General features: G+C 30.6%; 15 protein-coding genes and 1 pseudogene. 4 read left to right on the top strand and 12 right to left on the bottom strand.

Going from position 1 to position 17,750, the window contains the following annotated elements:
* Positions 1-33 precede the first annotated feature (33 nt).
* Positions 34-1,515, top strand: coding sequence for a M81 family metallopeptidase (locus tag Q0H31_RS04980; RefSeq protein WP_295296136.1), 1,482 nt, complete (start codon positions 34-36; stop codon positions 1,513-1,515).
* A gap of 110 nt (positions 1,516-1,625) precedes the next feature.
* Here the strand turns inward: Q0H31_RS04980 and ald are convergent, their stop codons facing one another.
* Positions 1,626-2,735 (bottom strand): alanine dehydrogenase, encoded by a 1,110-nt coding sequence (gene ald, locus Q0H31_RS04985; protein WP_295296137.1) that lies wholly within the window; start codon positions 2,733-2,735, stop codon positions 1,626-1,628.
* 303 nt (positions 2,736-3,038) lie between these two features.
* On the opposite strand from ald, the gene Q0H31_RS04990 reads away from it, so the two are divergent.
* Positions 3,039-4,511, top strand: a complete 1,473-nt coding sequence (locus Q0H31_RS04990; protein WP_295296138.1) for a 4Fe-4S dicluster domain-containing protein — start codon at positions 3,039-3,041, stop codon at positions 4,509-4,511.
* A gap of 82 nt (positions 4,512-4,593) precedes the next feature.
* Here the strand turns inward: Q0H31_RS04990 and Q0H31_RS04995 are convergent, their stop codons facing one another.
* The 6 genes from Q0H31_RS04995 to Q0H31_RS05020 all read right to left on the bottom strand — a co-directional run bounded on the left by Q0H31_RS04995 (position 4,594) and on the right by Q0H31_RS05020 (position 10,963).
* Positions 4,594-5,715, bottom strand: a complete 1,122-nt coding sequence (locus Q0H31_RS04995) for a hypothetical protein (RefSeq protein WP_295296139.1) — start codon at positions 5,713-5,715, stop codon at positions 4,594-4,596.
* Positions 5,706-6,731 carry a DUF1385 domain-containing protein gene (locus Q0H31_RS05000; protein ID WP_295296140.1) on the bottom strand — a complete coding sequence of 342 codons (1,026 nt, stop codon included), beginning with the start codon at positions 6,729-6,731 and terminating at the stop codon, positions 5,706-5,708. The genes Q0H31_RS04995 and Q0H31_RS05000 overlap by 10 nt, the downstream gene beginning before the upstream one ends.
* A 149-nt stretch (positions 6,732-6,880) precedes the next feature.
* Complete coding sequence (locus tag Q0H31_RS05005) at positions 6,881-7,462, bottom strand: biotin transporter BioY (RefSeq protein WP_295296141.1); 582 nt, start codon at positions 7,460-7,462, stop codon at positions 6,881-6,883.
* Positions 7,463-7,489: 27 nt separating this feature from the next.
* Positions 7,490-8,869: a sodium ion-translocating decarboxylase subunit beta gene (locus Q0H31_RS05010; protein WP_295296142.1), complete on the bottom strand. Its 1,380-nt coding sequence runs from the start codon at positions 8,867-8,869 to the stop codon at positions 7,490-7,492.
* Between the two features lie 29 nt (positions 8,870-8,898).
* Positions 8,899-10,698, bottom strand: a complete 1,800-nt coding sequence (locus Q0H31_RS05015; RefSeq protein ID WP_295296143.1) for a biotin/lipoyl-containing protein — start codon at positions 10,696-10,698, stop codon at positions 8,899-8,901.
* Between the two features lie 25 nt (positions 10,699-10,723).
* On the bottom strand, positions 10,724-10,963 hold the full coding sequence (locus tag Q0H31_RS05020; RefSeq protein WP_295296144.1) for an OadG family transporter subunit: 240 nt from the start codon (positions 10,961-10,963) through the stop codon (positions 10,724-10,726).
* Positions 10,964-11,113: 150 nt separating this feature from the next.
* Between Q0H31_RS05020 and murI the strand changes: the two genes are divergently transcribed.
* Positions 11,114-11,917: a glutamate racemase gene (gene murI, locus Q0H31_RS05025; protein WP_295296145.1), complete on the top strand. Its 804-nt coding sequence runs from the start codon at positions 11,114-11,116 to the stop codon at positions 11,915-11,917.
* Positions 11,918-11,920: 3 nt separating this feature from the next.
* On the opposite strand, the gene csrA is transcribed toward murI, so the two are convergent.
* From csrA to Q0H31_RS05040, 3 genes are read right to left on the bottom strand one after another with little or no spacing between them, the layout of a single operon-like run.
* Entirely contained in the window at positions 11,921-12,166 is a 246-nt protein-coding gene (gene csrA / locus Q0H31_RS05030; protein ID WP_014933220.1) for a carbon storage regulator CsrA, read from the bottom strand.
* A 3-nt stretch (positions 12,167-12,169) separates the two neighbouring features.
* Complete coding sequence (fliW, locus tag Q0H31_RS05035; protein WP_295296146.1) at positions 12,170-12,640, bottom strand: flagellar assembly protein FliW; 471 nt, start codon at positions 12,638-12,640, stop codon at positions 12,170-12,172.
* 41 nt (positions 12,641-12,681) lie between these two features.
* Positions 12,682-13,935, bottom strand: a complete 1,254-nt coding sequence (locus tag Q0H31_RS05040) for a flagellar hook-associated protein 3 (protein WP_295296147.1) — start codon at positions 13,933-13,935, stop codon at positions 12,682-12,684.
* A gap of 170 nt (positions 13,936-14,105) precedes the next feature.
* On the opposite strand from Q0H31_RS05040, the pseudogene Q0H31_RS05045 reads away from it, so the two are divergent.
* Positions 14,106-14,234 (top strand): annotated as a pseudogene (locus Q0H31_RS05045) (IS1595 family transposase); the annotation flags it as partial.
* Between the two features lie 287 nt (positions 14,235-14,521).
* Here Q0H31_RS05045 and Q0H31_RS05050 read toward each other — a convergent pair.
* On the bottom strand, positions 14,522-15,832 hold the full coding sequence (locus tag Q0H31_RS05050) for a sialidase family protein (protein ID WP_295296148.1): 1,311 nt from the start codon (positions 15,830-15,832) through the stop codon (positions 14,522-14,524).
* 66 nt (positions 15,833-15,898) lie between these two features.
* Positions 15,899-17,299, bottom strand: coding sequence for a sialidase family protein (locus tag Q0H31_RS05055; RefSeq protein WP_295296149.1), 1,401 nt, complete (start codon positions 17,297-17,299; stop codon positions 15,899-15,901).
* Positions 17,300-17,750: the final 451 nt, after the last annotated feature.

Genomic DNA, 17,750 nt, shown 5'->3' on the forward strand with positions numbered 1-17,750 from the left:
CTATTATAACATTAATAATTAGGAGAAACATAAATGAGTAAAAAATATAAAATTGCTGTGGGCGGAATGAATCATGAATCTAATACTTTCAACCCTATTATAACAGGTGAAAATGAATTTGTAGTTTTGAGAGGAAAGGAATTTGAAAGCAAAGTAGGGGATACATACAATTCTGCTAAGGGTTTATATGAAAAGTTGAAAAGCTATGGTTATGATGTTATACCTACAGTATTTGCGAGGGCTGTTCCTAATGGTGTAGTTTCTAAAGAGTTTTATTTGAAAATAAAAAATGAAATGATAGAGAGAATGAAAGAGATAGGGGAAATTGATGCTATATCATTGAGTTTGCATGGTTCTATGAGAGTTCAAGAGATTGGAGATGCTGAAGGAGATTTATTAAAAAGCTTAAAAGAGATTTTTAAAGATGTTCCTATATTTGCTTCTCTTGATATGCATGCCACTATAACAAAAGATATGACTGAAAACTGTAACGGATATGTGGGATATAAAACAGCTCCTCATATTGATACTTATGAAACTGGTGCTCATGCTGCTTATTTAACTCATTGTTATTTGGAATCTGGAAAAAATGTTTATATGTCAGCTTATAAGATACCTATACTAATAGCTGGTGAGAAAAGCGAAACAAGCGTTGAGCCTATGACAAGCATGATTAATTTATTAAAAAAAGAAGAAGAAAACCCTAATATATTGGCTGCGAGCTATTTATTGGGCTTTCCTTGGGCTGATTCTAAGGATGCAGGAGTTACTGCTTTAGTGGTTGCAGATGATAAGAATATAGCTAATCAATGTGCTAAAAAACTTGCAGCTGAATTTTGGAATAGAAAAGAAGATTTTAAATTCCATGTTGAAACATACAGCAATACTGAAGCTATAAATATTGCAATTAATGCAAAAGAAAGACCTTTATATTTATCAGATTCTGGAGATAACCCTACAGCAGGTGCTGCAGGCGACAGTGTAGACTTTATTAACGATTTATTAAAAAATGATTTAGTAAAGCAGTATAATAAAGATATATTATATTCTGGTTTCTTTGACCCTGTATCATGCGAGAAATGTTTTGAGGCGGGAGAAAATGCTGATGTGGATATAGAACTTGGAGGTAAATTTGATAATATAAGCAAAGGAACTGTAAAGCTTAATGTGAAAGTTATAAAGCTTAATGAATGTTATGGAACATATAAGTCAAAAATAGCATTAGTAAAATATCAAAACATATTTATAGTAATAACTTCAAAGCATATAGGATTTGGAGATAATGAACTTCTTCATTCTATAGGCATTGATGAATATAAATGTGATATAGTAATATTGAAATTAGGCTATTTGGAAGATTGTTTTAAGCCTAGCAGCAAAAGAGCTATAATGGCAGCTTCTAAAGGAGCAAGCTGTGAAATATTAGAAGACCTTCCTTTTAATAAAGTTCCAAGACCTATATATCCATTAGACAAAAACTTTAATATAGATATTGAAAAGGCTTTGATAAAATAATTTTACAACCTCACAATTGCAAATTGATATATAAATTTTTTTTGGCAGTTGTTAATAAAATAAAAAAGCAGAGATTTTTTATATTCCCTGCTTTTTTATAATTTATATTATTATTTTAATGCTTTTAGCGGTTCAACATATTCCAAGCCAAATGCATCAGCTACACCTTTGAAAGTACATTTTCCATCATAAGTGTTTAATCCTGTAAGAAGAGTGTTATTGTTTTTACAAACTTCCTCCAAACCTTGATTTGCTAACATTACTCCATAATATGTTGTTGCATTGGTTAATGCTATTGTAGAAGTTCTTGGTACAGCTCCTGGCATATTAGTAACACAATAATGAACAACATCATCTAATATAAATATAGGCTCATCATGTGTAGTAGGTTTAGAGGTTTCAAAACAGCCTCCTTGGTCTATTGCTACATCAACTATTACAGCACCTTTTTTCATCATTTTTAAATGCTCTTTTCTTAAAAGTTTAGGTGCTTTTGCTCCCGGTATCAATACACTTCCTATAACAACATCAGCACTCTTAAATAAATTTTCTAAAGTAGAAGGAGCACTAAAATATGTATTTATTCTCATATTAAATAACTGATCTATATAAGCCAATCTTGTGAGATTAACATCTGTAATAGATACATTAGCCCCCATTCCCATAGCTATTTGTGCAGCATTAAGTCCCACAACTCCGGCTCCAAGTATAACAACATTTGCCTTTTGTACCCCCGGAACTCCTCCCATTAAAATTCCTTCGCCTCCAAATTTCTTTTCGAGATATTTAGCAGCTTCTTGTATAGATAACCTTCCAGCAATACCGCTCATAGGTGCTAAACAAGGTAATTGATTTAAATTATCTTTCATTGTCTCATAAGCAACAGATTTTATCTTCTTTTTTAAAAGCATATCAGTTAAAGGTTTGTCTGCTGCCAAATGCAAATATGTATAAAGTATCTGATTTTCTCTAAAATATTCATATTCACTTTCTATAGGTTCTTTTACTTTTATTATCATGTCTGCTTCAAATACTCTTTTTTTATCAGCTATCTCGGCTCCAGCTTTTACATATTCATCATCAGCAAATCCAGAACCTTCTCCAGCCCCCTTTTCTATAATTACCTTATGTCCGTTACTAATATAATCTGCAACATTTGATGGTGTTAAACCAACTCTATATTCTTGATTTTTTACTTCTTTAGGACAGCCTATAAGCATAAAAACTCCTTTAACAATAAAATTATTTGCCTTTAAAAGCATATAAATAAATATAGTTATTTTTATATTAGTTGTCAAGAAGTTTAATAAAAAATTATTAAGTGATAGTTTAGTAGTTATATTTTTGTTTTATGTTCTTGTAAAGCTATTATTTTTTTATATTTTGTGATTTCTATATTATTTGTTATAATTGTTCTATTATTTGTTTGTTTTTATACTTATTTTGTACTAATAATTGAGTTTAAACTTGAAAAAATAGTTATTTAAGTTATAATTGTACAAAAATATATAATTGGAGTGTATATGAATATTAATAATAATGCAGCTCAATTAAAAAAAGACATCTTAGTGAGAATAACTACGCTTTTTATAGAAGATAGGCTAATAGAGGAAATTGATAGAATGCCTATAGAAATAATACCAAGAGATAGTAAATCAATAAGATGCTGTATTCATCATGATAGAGAGATAATAAAAAATAGGATTATGGCAAGACTCGGTATAAGTGTTGAGGGTAAAGAAGATAGCGGTATACCTTTGTCTGAATATGCTAAATTGGCATTAGAAAGAGAGAAACCTACTTGGCCTATGCTTACAGTATTGGATGAGGCTTGTAATGCTTGTGTTAGGGCTAATTTTATGGTTACAGATGCTTGTCAGGCCTGTTTAGCGAGACCTTGTAAAATGAATTGTCCGAAGAATGCTATTACTATATTAGATGAGAAGAGGGCTTATATAGATAGTGATAAATGTATTAACTGCGGATTATGTTTAAAAAACTGTCCTTATCATGCTATTATTTACATACCTGTTCCTTGTGAAGAATCTTGTCCTGTTGGTGCTATTAATAAGAATGAACAGGGAAAAGAGGTAATAGATTATCATAAATGTATATTCTGCGGTAACTGTATGAGAGAGTGTCCTTTCAGTGCTATGATGGATAAGGGGCAGCTTTTAGACGTACTTAAACATTTGAAAAAAGATAAAAAAGTTAATGTAATGTATGCTCCTGCTATAGCTTCTCAGTTTAATGCTAAGCCGGGTCAATTAAAAAGTGCTTTATTAAAAATAGGATTTCATAAGGTATGGGAGGTAGCTTTAGGTGCTGATGTTACTTCTGACAGAGAGGCAGCTGAGTTTGAAGAGAGAATGGAGAGAGGCGATAAATTAATGACTACTTCTTGCTGTCCTGCTTATGTTAAGGCTGTTAGAAAACATGTTCCGGAATTGGTGCCTTGCGTATCTGAAACTAAAACTCCTATGCATTACACTGCCGAAATGATGCACAAAGACGACCCTGATGCTGTTAATGTGTTTATAGGGCCTTGTCTTGCTAAAAGAAGAGAAAGTATTGATGATGATTTAGTAGATTATTGTTTATCTATGGAAGAGCTTGATGCTTTATTTATAGCTACAGGTACAGATGTTTCTAAAGAGCCTGAATTAGATATAGGAGAGATTCCTACTGCTTCTGGAAGAAAATATGCTATGAGCGGCGGAGTTGCTGAGGCTGTTAAAATAAGATTAAAACACCCTGAGAAATTAAAGGCTACTGTTATTAATGGTCTTGATAAAGAGGGTATGAAGCAATTAAGAGCTTATGGTAAAGTACAATCTGGAGAGACACCTGTTAGTGATGATACTCCGAATTTGGTTGAGGTTATGGCTTGTAATGGTGGATGTGTTGGCGGTCCTTGCGTTGTGAAAAATCCTAAAGCTGCTGCTGTACAATTACAAAGATATGCTTCTACTGGTAAAGAATTAAATAAAGAATAAAATTTATATACATACTTAAAATATAAAAAAGGCATATATTAGAATAACAATATATGCCTTTTTATTTGCTTTAAAAATTATATCAAAATACACTATGCATAGACTCTTTTACAGCATTGCCATTAATATTTAATTGTTCATCATTAATAGTTAAATATCCATTTAGAACACCTAAAGATATGGTGTTATCCATTTTAATGACATTTCCAAATGAGTCTTTATTTTCTTTTCCTGTTAGATTAAATACCAAGCTAAAACCTAATTCTTTAGAATAAAAATCTATGGTGTCTTTATATTGATGAGATATAAAATTATTATATACATACCATTTATTTTTATATAATATTTTTATGATTTTAGAATTTTGAGATTCCGGCTTACTATCATATATAAGTATAGGTATTGGTTTTGTGCTGTATGAAGAGTATACTAATGCCATTATAATATTATGAGTATATCTTGATGGAATTCTTCCTACAGTATTAAAAATCAAAATAGAACTTCTTTCATCTATAGTATTATCACTACCGGGTACTGTTAAATATCCTTTAGGAATACCAAAATAAAATGCATTATATAATGCTCTATTGCCTTTCCAATTTATCATAGAAGCATGAAAGTTTGTAAATTTAAAAGTTAATTCGCTATCTATTAAATTATTTATAGATGTTTCTAAATTGATTTTTGTATTTTCAAAATTAGGTATTTCTAAATTAAAAGCCCCTTCTGTTTTTTTGAATTGGCTTCTTATAAAATTATCATAGAAATCCAAAAAGTTTTTTTTATCTTCTTTTATTATAAAACCTTGAGAATCTCCGTCTAATATATTAAATGCATTATATGAGAAATATCTTCTCATGCCATATTTATACAATTTCCACAATATTATATTGTTATCATGAAATAGACACATATAAACAGTCTCTCTCATGTTATCATTAATTGCTATAGATTTTGGAATATTAGTAAAAGTTCCAGTATAATATGTGCCTCTCTTATTCATAATATTACCATTTTCAATAGTAGGAATATTATTTTTGGCAAAAGATTTATCAGGAACAATATTATAATTAATATATATAAATAAATATATAGATGATATTACAGCAATTATTATGAAAGCTATTAAAATATATTTTTTTATATAGCTTGCTGAATATTCATAATAATCATCATTTACTATTAAACGTTTTTTTATACGCATAACTCAGATTTATTTTCCTTTTCAATATCAGCTTTTACTTCCTCTTCGCTTCTTTCTCCTACTGAATCATCTAATAATTTATTCAAAGCAAATAAAGCAACTTCCAACTCATCATCTTTTGGTCTTTTAGTAGTGATTTTTTGAAGCAATAGGCCGGGTAATATTGCAAGTCTCATCAATGGAAAATTATAAAATATAAAACCCAATTTTAATAATTCATAAGATATTCCTGATACTATAGGAAGTAAAATTATATTCATAGCTAATACTGTGAGATTTCCTAAAATTTTCGGCGGGGTATATGAAGCATAAATATAAGAATATACAAAATAGCTTGTAAACATATAAAGAAGTATTGAAACAGTTAAAACCAAAAACATAAAAGTAGTGCCGCATCTTGGGTGTATAGTTGTATAATCTCTTATATTGTTTATATCAGGATTAAGCCCGTGTTCATAAGCATTAACAACCATATGCTCAGCACCATGATATTCAAATACTCTTCTCACATCGCTAAATAGAGAAATTATAAGTAAATATCCAATAAATATAGCTAATTTTATAACACCTCTTGTAAGATTGAATAATATAACATGTTCTTTTTCATTTATACCTATGAGAGTTGTAATGAAATACGGCAATGCTATAAAAAGTCCAACCGCAAAAGCTAAGGAAACCAACATACTTAAAGTCATAGCTGCACTTTCTTTTTTGCTGTTTTCTTCTTTGGATAGTTCTTTTTTTTCTTCTTCAAGTCCAGCAGTATTAGCAGAAAAAACCAAAGTCTTATAACCAAGTTTCATCATATCCACAAAGTTAACAATACCTCTAAAGAAAAACATTTTACTTAATTTGTTTGTATTAGCTTCTATCTTATGTTTTATAAAATCTATTTTTTTATTAGGCTTTCTAACAGCTACAACATAATGAGTTTTATTTCTAAGCATAATGCCTTCTATTACAGCTTGTCCGCCTACACCTTGTTTTATTCTATTTTCATCTAATTTACTTGCCATCAATAATTATCCTAAAATAAAAGTTGTAGTATATAATATAACAAATATATTATTTTTCAAGTGTGTAATTTTAATAGATATGATATTTACAATAAAAAAGGAAGCTCAAAAAATGAACCTCCTTTTTTTGTATTAATAATAATATTGTATTATTTGTTTTTTAGTACTACAGTCATTAATGAAGAAAGAGCAATAGCTTTCACACAATCACCAAGAATAAATGGAACACTTCCTTTCATTATAACTTCTGTTAAAGTGTATGGAGTTGCAACATTTGCAGACCAAATGTATAAACCTATCATACCGCAAATATGTATTATAGCAATTTGTGATACGAATAATATTATAGAAGTTTTTACAAAGTTTACAGCATTATTTTTCTCAGTATATTTACCTAATATTAAAGCACATAAAGCATAACCTACTAAATAACCAGTAGTAGCACCTAAAGCATTTGGAGCTATTGTAGAAGGAAGTCCCATAGAACCAGCTAATATAAATAAAGCAACAGAAACAAAAGCCCAGAAACCGCCAAGTGTTAAAGCACTAGCACATACAGCAAAAGTAGCAAAATTAATAGGTACAGGTGTAAATGGTAAATATATTTTTATTTGTGAAGCGATAGCTAAAGCAACAGCAAAAACTAAAGCAAGTGATAATTTTTTTACTATAGAAGCATCATTAATTAAATAAGCTCTAGCAGTATTATATCTTTTTAATATTGTAGTCATAATTTTTTAACTCCTTTTCAATTTTTATTAACCTAATATAGCAAGCAGTACACCGGCAGCAACAGCAGAACCAATTACTCCTGAAACATTAGGACCCATAGCATGCATAAGTAGGAAGTTGTGAGGGTTAGATTCCTGTCCAACTTTGTTAGCAACTCTTGCAGCCATAGGAACAGCTGATACTCCAGCAGCTCCGATAAGAGGATTGATTTTGTCTTTGCTGAATAAGTTCATAAATTTAGCAAGAAGTACGCCGCCTGCTGTACCCATTGAGAATGCTACTAAACCTAATACTAATATACCCAATGTTTCAAAACGTAAGAATTTATCAGCAGCTAATTTACTACCAACAGATAAACCTAACATTATTGTAACTATGTTAATTAACTCATTTTGGGCAGTTTTAGAAAGTCTTTCAGTAACACCAGATTCTTTTATTAAATTACCAAACATCAAAGCACCAATTAAAGGAGCAGCATCTGGCAATAATAAAGCAACAAGTATTATAACAGTAAGAGGGAAAATGATTTTTTCTCTTTTACTAACAGGGCGTAACTGTTTCATTTCAATTTTTCTTTCATTTTCAGTAGTTAGCCATTTCATAATAGGAGGCTGTATTATAGGTACTAAAGCCATATATGAATAAGCAGCAACCGCAATAGCACCCAACAAATGAGGTGAAAGTCTTGAAGCTGTAAATATAGCTGTAGGGCCGTCAGCACCTCCGATAATACCTATTGAAGCAGCATCTTTCAATGAGAAAGAAATTACTGGTATGTATGTAGATATTATCATAGCGCCAAGTAAAGTACCGAATATACCTATTTGAGCAGCAGCACCTAATAAAGCAGTTTTAGGGTTAGCAATAAGCGGACCGAAGTCTGTCATAGCACCAACACCGATAAATATGAACAATGGGAATAATCCTGATTCAATACCAAAAGTGTATATTTGACCCAAGAAACCGCCGCTGCTTATAGTAACAGGTATGCCATTCATAATCTCTACTACAGGTAAAGCCGCAATATTGGCAATAGGAATATTAGCCAAAATTCCTCCCATACCTATAGGGATAAGAAGAAGCGGTTCAAAACCTTTAGCTATAGCAAGATATACTAAAAGCAATCCTACACAAATCATGATAATGTTCTGCCATAGTGGAGCAGATTTTACTTTAATATCATTAAGTTTTGTTTGATACTTTTCTTGTTTACTTTTTTCAGCTTTTGCCTGAGCTTCAGCTATTTCTTTTTCAGTTCTAGGGAAAAGTCCTCCAAAAGCAGTGTTTCTAGCTAAAGAGATAAGCGATTCTTTTATATCAATAGGTTTATATTCTTCATTTTCTTGTGCTAAAACTACAGATGCCGTCATCAAGACAAGTGTAAATATTAAAAATATTCTTTTCATTCTTTTTCACTCCTTAAAACAAGCATCTATTATCCAACAATAGCCAATTCCTGACCAGCAACTACCGCATCACCCGGTTTAACTTTTAACTCTTTTACAACTCCATTAGCAGAAGATTTAATTTCAACTTCCATCTTCATAGCCTCTACAACTAATATAGTAGAACCATCTTTAACTTGTGTGCCAACAGGAGCAACTATTTTTAATACTGTACCAGGCAAACCAGCTGTAACAGGAGTAGCAGAACCGCTTGATGAAGCAGGAGCAGCAGATTGAGCAGCAGATATACCATCTTTAATAGTATAATCATAGCTTATACCATCAACTATAGCTTTACCATTTTCTATTTTTACTCCATAGCTTGAACCGCCAACAGTAATAGTAACTTCATTGCTTGTAGCTTTAACACCCTCAGAAGAAGCACCAGCATTCTTTCTAATACCAAGTTTAGCTTCACCTTTAAGGAATTGTATACCTTTTTCTTTACAAGCAGCAGCTATAAATACGTTTTCATCAGAAAGGTCTGTTATACCAGCATCTTTTAATGCTTGTTCAGCAGCTTTTCTTCCTTTTTTAGGATTTCTGTCATCTATATCCATAGCAAGCTCTGTAGTAGGCTGTAAACCTAATTGTTCGCTAGCTATTTTTACTATTTCTGGGTCTGGTGTAGAAGGAGTCTTACCAAAATAACCTAATACCATTTTTCCATAACCGTCAGCAATCTTTTTCCAATCGCCTTGCATTACATTGTTAAATGCTTGTTGGAAATAGAACTGAGATACAGGAGTTACAGAAGTACCGAAACCGCCTTTTTTAACTACTTCAGTCATAGCTTTAATAACTTCAGGGAAACGGTTCATTACATTAATATCTCTCATCATTTGAGTGTTAGCTGTTAACGCACCGCCAGGCATTGGAGCAAATGGAATCATAGGCTCAACAGTTCTACTTTCAGGTGGAAGGAAGTAATCTTTCATACATTCTTTGAATACTTCTTCAGCCTCTCTAATTTTGTCTATATCAATATCAAAATAGAAATCAGTGCCTCTTAAAGCATGCCACATAACTATTAAATCTGTAGAACAAGTACCGCCAGATACAGGAGCTAAAGAAACGTCTATACAATCAGCACCAGCATCTAAAGCAGCTTTATATTGTATAGCACCAATACCAGCAGTTTCATGACTATGCATTTGTATATGTACATCTTTACCTAAAATCTTTCTTGCTTCTTTAATAGTATCATAAACTACCTGAGGAGTAGTAGTACCAGAAGCATCTTTGAAACATACAGAGTCAAAATCTACATTGTCTTTAATTTGAGTTAATACTTTTCCGTAGAAAGCAGCATCATGAGCACCTTCACAGCCTGGAGGAAGAGCCATCATAGTAACACATACTTGGTGTTTTAAACCTGCTTCTTTAATACATTGACCGCTGTAAATTAAGTTGTTTACATCGTTTAATGCATCGAAATTTCTAATAGTTGTAATACCATGTTTTTTGAAAAGCTGAGCATGAAGTTTAATCATATCTCTAGGCTGAGATTCCAAACCAACAACATTAACTCCTCTTGCTAAAGTTTGTAGATTAACATCTGGTCCAACAGTTTTTCTGAAAGTGTCCATTACATCAAAAGCGTTTTCATTGTTGTAGAAAAATGCACTTTGGAAAGTTGCACCGCCGCCAGATTCAAAATATTTAACGCCAGCTTTTACAAATGCTTCTACAGCCGGCATAAAGTCTTTGGATAATACTCTCGCACCGTAAACAGATTGAAATCCGTCCCTAAATGCTGTTACCATAAATTTTACTTCTTTTTTTGCCATATTATTTTCTCCTTATACTTGTCCATTACTTTTTATTACTATGAACATGTGCTAAAGCTATAGCTATAGCAACCATTTTGTCATTACTCACAGATTGAACAGGTAATGCAGTTTGTTCTTCCTCTTTTTGAGGCATAATTTTATTTACTTGTGCAATAATAGCACTTACTAGTTTCATAACATAAACTAATATTATCAAGAACAATACTACTACGCCCACACCTATAAGCATTATTTGTAAGGCTTCTATGATACTTCCGTTCATGAAATCCTCCTCTTTTATTTTGGAAACATTATACAATATTTTACACATATATACAAGTATCTTTATACAAAATAAAAACTATATATCACAATATATTTGACTTTTATAGTATACTATATATAATATCAAAAATTTATTTGGATTTATTTAATGAATGTATTGTCTAAAGCTATAGCTGTTTTTGATTCTGGATTTGGCGGTATAAGCGTTTTAAAAAAATTGTTAAATGTTCTTCCTAATGAAAATTATATATATCTTGGTGATAATTATAATATACCATATGGAGATAAATCTAAAGAAGAAATAACTCAGTTATCTATAAAAATATTAGATTTCCTTATAAAGCAAGATTGCAAAATGGCAGTTATTGCCTGTAATACTATCACTGCTTCTTCTTATGATATATTAAAAGAAAAATATAATATACCTATAATAGAAATAATATCTAATGGGGTAGAGGATATTATTGATAATACTAAAAACAATAATGTCTCTATAATGGCAACAGAGTTTACGGTTCAGTCTAATGTGTATAATGATAAAATACTTAATTACAATAAAAAAATAAAAATTACTCAAGTAGCTTGTAAAAAATTATGCCCTATGATAGAAAATGATTGGTATAGTTATGATGATAGGCTTAAAGTTTTAGAAGATTATATAAAAAAAATAGATGATAATTCTGATACTTTACTTCTTGCTTGCACACATTATCCATTTATATTAGAAGATATAAAATCTATTGTAAACAGAAAAAAAACTAACATACAAAATATAATAGACCCAAGTACAAAAATAGCATTATCTATAAAAAAATATCTTATTGATAATAATTTAATTAATACTTCCGGCGGAAATTTAAAATTTTTTACAACGGGCAATAAAAAAGTTTTTAATGATTTTATTTCTCGATATATAAAAATTAATTATGAATTAGAAAGAATTGTATTATAGAAATTATTTATTTTTCTCTAATTTGTTTTTTACGAAACTGCTTAATATATTTAATTGTTCTGGATTTGTTTTAGAAGCTTCTAAGTTTTGGCTTTCTATCTCTTCATAAACCTCTTTTCTAAATATTTTTACATCTCTTGGAGCATTGATGCCTAATTTTATTTGATCGCCTCTTATATCAACAAGCATGATTTCTATGTTATCGCCTATAACAATGCTTTGATTGATTTTTCTAGATAGTACAAGCATATATCAACTTTTCTCCTCTTTTTTATTATTATTTTCAGCATTGTTTTCTGCAAATATAGAATGTCTTGTATTATATTTATCTCCAATAACTGTACATTGTCTCGCTTTATGATTTCTAATATTAAAAACTATTGGAGCTATTAAGTTAGTGCTCATAGCTTTGAAATTGTTATTTGGTATTGTTACTATTGTAAGTAAGTGTATATCTTCTTCTTTTTCAATTTCCAATAATTTTATATCATTATCATGAACATCTGGCTTATAATCTTTAAATACCAGAAATGGATCTATCAATATAAAACATATATTTTTATCATCTTTAGATTGAAGTATTTTGAAAGTACCTTCCTCGTCCATATTTAGCAAATAAAACTCATCATAGTCCTCAAATGCTAATATGCTTCCGTTAAGGTGATATAAATTGTTATCAGAAACTTCTACTTTTCCTAATATTCTAGATTCTATTTCTGGCATTAAATATTTTCCTTTAAGTTTATTATTATTTTAATAGTTTATTATCTCATATAATCTAATAATGTTCTTCCCAACAACTTTCCTGTAGTTTGTAAAGTTGCATTATGAGCATATTGCCACATATTGAAATTAACAATCTCTTCAGCATAATCAATATTTTCATTTTTTGCTAAAGCTTCATCTATTGCAAATTTTTGGTCTTCAAAGCTATTGTAACCCATATCGAGTCTTGTTACTTTTGAAGAAGCATTAGCCTGAACAGTTGTAATATTATCTATAGCACTATCTATATATCCTAAAGCTTCACTGCCTATAGCTCTAACATCATCGTTAAGCATAGCATCTCTTAAATATATCAAACTCTCAAATAAAGATTTACCGGAAATAACAGCACTAGGTTCATAATTGTTTTCTGGAATGTTTCCTGCTCCTTGCCTTACTAAACCTATATCTTGTAATACAGTGCCGCCTTTTAAATCTTGTAAAAGTATTTTATGAGGAGTAGATGTTTTTAATTGTATAACTTTAGCTCCGCCTCTTAAATCTCCTATAGTAGCACTAACATTTCCATTAGCATCATTTATTCTCTGAACTATAGCTTCAATATTATCGCCTTGCTTTATGTTTATAACCATATCATCTATCATAATATCTTGGTTTTCTGAAGCAACATAATTGCCTGCATCAACTGTTGATATTATTTCCATATTTGTACCCCAAAAAGCATAGTTTCCGGGAGTACCTACATTTATATATTGACCATTTTCTATTTCTCTGTTTTGTGCATTAGCATCACCTTCATACATTACTGTTTGAATTATTGAACGTCCTGCTTTTTCATCATGTCCGTATAATGCTCTAAATGGTGCAGTTTTTACACTTGTGCCAGAGAATATAAACTCTCCTTTGCTTTGAGTTTTAGATATATCGTATATTCTCTCTATCATTTCTTCTACTTCCATAGCCATTTTAGCTCTGTCTTCTGCAGAATATGTGCTGTTTGCACCTTGTACTGCTAAGTCTCTTGCTCTTGCTAAGGCTTGTGTAATAGAACTCATTGAATCATGTGCCACGCTTAATCTTTCTTTACCGTCTACTATGTTGTTTTGATATCTATCTAATGATGATTTTCTTGTTCTGTAATAAATAGAATTGATTGTGGATGTAACATTTTCATGTGGTCTTTGTACTCTTTGACCTGTAGATAGCCTTGTTTGAGATGCTTCCATTTCACTATAATTTTTTTTAATACTGCTTATAGCTCTATTATATTGGGCTTGCTCTGTAACTCTCATATTTTTAACTCCTAATTAAAAAATATATATCATCCCAGTTTGTTTTATCGTCATAATGCAAATTTGTTTTATTATTTTTTTATTTTATTGAAGATTTTTTATTATTATTTTTAAATATATAAATAAATATATTTTGTTATATAAGTTTTTGTTTTATTCAACTTTTTCCCAAATTTAATGGAATACCAAAAGAACATTTTCACTTATTTATTAAAGAATCTCAATTTAGATTTAATAATCCAAAAGTTGAAAAACAGTTGGAAATTATATATAATTTAACAAAAAAGGATCTTTTTTAGTTATCTAGGACAGCCCCTAAATTAATAAGAATTAGATTATAAATTTTTTAATAATGTAATTTTACTATTTTATCTTCTTTATATTTTTTCTTAAGTAGTTTTTTATGTATATATAGATAAGAATATATATTAGAAATTTATCATGATTTTAAAATATTATTAATATAAAATTATACTTCATATCTTTTAAGTTAGTTTTTTAAATTTATTCAGAATCCGCACCCTTTATATTTTATAGTTTTATTTTGGAATTTTTACTTTTATTATATTTAATACTCACATATAAATTACATCCCCTCATATATATACTTATCATCAGATATATAAGAAAGCCCGAATCTCCTGTATACAATATTGAAAGAATCACTAGCAGGATTTATACTAGGACCTTCTCCTTCCTCAGTGCATACAGCTATAGTGCCGTCTCTTAATATTTTTACGCTCTGTCTGAAGCTTGTTTTATTTGGGGGCACTCCAAATTCATTGGTTACTAAGCTCCATGTTCTGCCTTCATCTTTGCTTATGGATAAACTCATAGCATTTTTTACTGTAACTGTACTGCCGTTCGGGTTTCTCCACTTTCTATCAGGTATAGAATGAATTAACACTAAGCCGTTAAAAGACATGCCGTTTTCAGTAAATTTGATACTGTCCATAGAAATACTGCCGCCGCTGCTGTTGCTAAGCCCTGATACATTTTCTTCTTTGATAGAATTATCCTGCAGACTGCCTGCCGATGCCCAATATAACTTTCCATTCCCATCATAAATATTATTTGGGATTTTAGGCATAGCAGCTATAAGCAAGCTTCCGTCTTTTCTTTCAAGCATTACTCTTGCAAATTGATAACCTGCTGTATAAATCATTTTAGGACCTAATGCCCAATTATTACCTTTATCTTTAGAATAAAGCATAGCAGTACCTTTAGAATCAGCGTCTGTATCTTTCTTATAGTCTATCATGCATACAAAAGTGCCGTTTCTTAACATAAGCCCTCTTCCCGCAGAAGTACAGAATCTATTGTACCCTTCTTTTGTAAGCGGTTCAAAAACATTTGTATCTATATCTGCCCATTTTGTCCATGTTCTGCCTTGATTAGTGCTTCTGCTTACGGATAATTTTGTGATATCATTAGCATTCCCTCCGCCGTATCCTGGAGATCCTTCAGTAGCCAATACTATGACATCATCACTGCCTGCAGTAAAGACAACGGGCGACCCATGAGAACCTTTAGGCGTAAAAGACGAATTGCCGCCTATATTTTTCTCCTCTGAAAAATCTTTAGCATTATCAGAAATCATCACTTTAATATTTACTATATTATTCCCATCTACAGATATTATATTACTGCATCGCTGATCAAGCTTTTCACATACCATTAATAAACGTTGGCCTGCCTCTGATATGACAGGTGAGTTATATTCAGATATATAAGAACCCCTAATCAGATAATTATTATCATTTAATTCTTTATGCTCCGAAGGAAGCTTCATCCAATCCTTATCCTTTCTCACATAGAAATCAGAATATATATAATCGGTTCTGCAGCTCAATACTGCAAAAAATATTAAAATAAAAAAATATTTCATTTTCATCATAAATTAACATGAAATAAAAGGGGTACATATTATACCCCTTCTATATATTAAACTCACAAATAATTATTAATTACCTGTTTTTTCTGCAAGAAACTTCTGAGAGAATCTTCTGACTGTAACTCTATAATGGGTATCACCATTGCCGTTATTGCCTTCTTCACTAGCTATAATTATAGTGCCGTCATCAAGCATATCTACAGAAAAACTTCCGCCTATTTGAGTAGAGCCATCTCTAAAAGTGTCGTCTAATACAAAATATTGTCCTTGAAGATTTATTTGTTCATCTGTAAGAGCATAGTACATATCTCCATTATTTCTCTTAGCACTTGCAAATATGTACTTTTTACTTCTTCCTTCAGTAACTACAATACTGCCATCAGTGTTTTTTGTTATAGCATATCCTTCTTTGCCATACCACTTATCTGTAAGAAAATATCCGAAAGCATTTAAACCAGATTCTAATTTTTCAACTTCATTATTAACATTACCTACTTGTCCTAAAGCTAATTTATTACCACCACTGCCGCCATAAGGAGAAACTATAAACTTATCTTTAGTTATAAGCTTAGCTTCTTTATGTCTGCTTGTTATGCCATCAACTGTTGTAAAAATACCTTGAGGCTGGCTAAAAATCTCCCAAGTTACTTCATCATTATTTAGAGTGCCTTTAAGAGGCGTATAACTCATAGCATCATACACATCATTTATAGTACCTTGATAAGAAGTTATAACAGAAAAATACAAATTGCCATCAGTAGTATCAACTACGCCTCTGCCTGCCTGTGTTCCTATAGCATTAAATTTTTTACTGTTTATTTCCATTCCATTAGTAATAATATTATTATTAGTTATTTGTTTCCAATCAGTCCAAGTAAAACCGCCATTATTATCATATGTACCTACTATATAGTCTATTTTTTGTGTTTTATCAGTGTTATATGTTCTTGCTATTCCTGATCCTGATGTAGCTGCTATAATTATTTTGCTCTCTTTTTTAAATACTACAGGAGCTGCATGTGCTTTATTAAAATCTGTAGTAATATTTTTATCTTTATTTACATATCTTTCTTCGCTCCAAGTTTTTCCTCCGTCTTTGCTGTAATGATAAATTACATCTACAACATGCTCTCCGTCTATACCTACATCGTTAGCTGCACCGGGACTTTTCCATCTTTTCTCTGCGAAAAGAATTATCTGGCCTTTACCCATAGAAACAACAACAGGGTTTCTAACATAATCTTCACCAGATTTTGTTGCAGGCTCTTTTATAAGTATGTACTTATCATTAACTATTTTTTCATAATCTTCAAAAAGACCTGTATCTTTGTCTGCACCCTCTGTATTATCCTCATCTAAGCTTGGAGGATTATTGTTCCCCATAGGATTAGTGCCTGCTTTCTTACAGCTAACAAACACTAAGCTTAAAGCCATAAGTAAAGATAATAAATAAATAATCTTTTTACTCATATAAAAATCTCCCTATAAAAAATAAATTTAATTTATAAAATAAAAAACTATATTTTAGGCTATAGTTTTTATTTTCTGATGCAATGCCGAAAGAAAAGGCATTAAGTGTAAAGTATAAATTTTTAAGACTGTAGACTGTAGACTGTAGACTGTAGACTGTAGACTGTAGACTGTAGACTGTAGACTGTAGACTGTAGACTGTAGACTGTCTGTAATTTTTATCAATCTGTTAGTTCTCATACTCATTAGTATAATCCAAAATTAAAATTATGTCAATATTATTGAAATAAAAACCGCTAAACATCTGTAAAGCAATTTATTATTTCCAATTATAATATAATAAAATAAAAATTAAAGTCAAACAAATTTTAATAATTGTTTAGGAGCCATACATATTGCACGTTTTTTAGTTTAAAAAAAGCAGGTATTCCTTATAATTTAATTAACTAAA

This window comes from uncultured Brachyspira sp., from assembly GCF_934747485.1.
Taxonomy (GTDB): domain Bacteria; phylum Spirochaetota; class Brachyspiria; order Brachyspirales; family Brachyspiraceae; genus Brachyspira.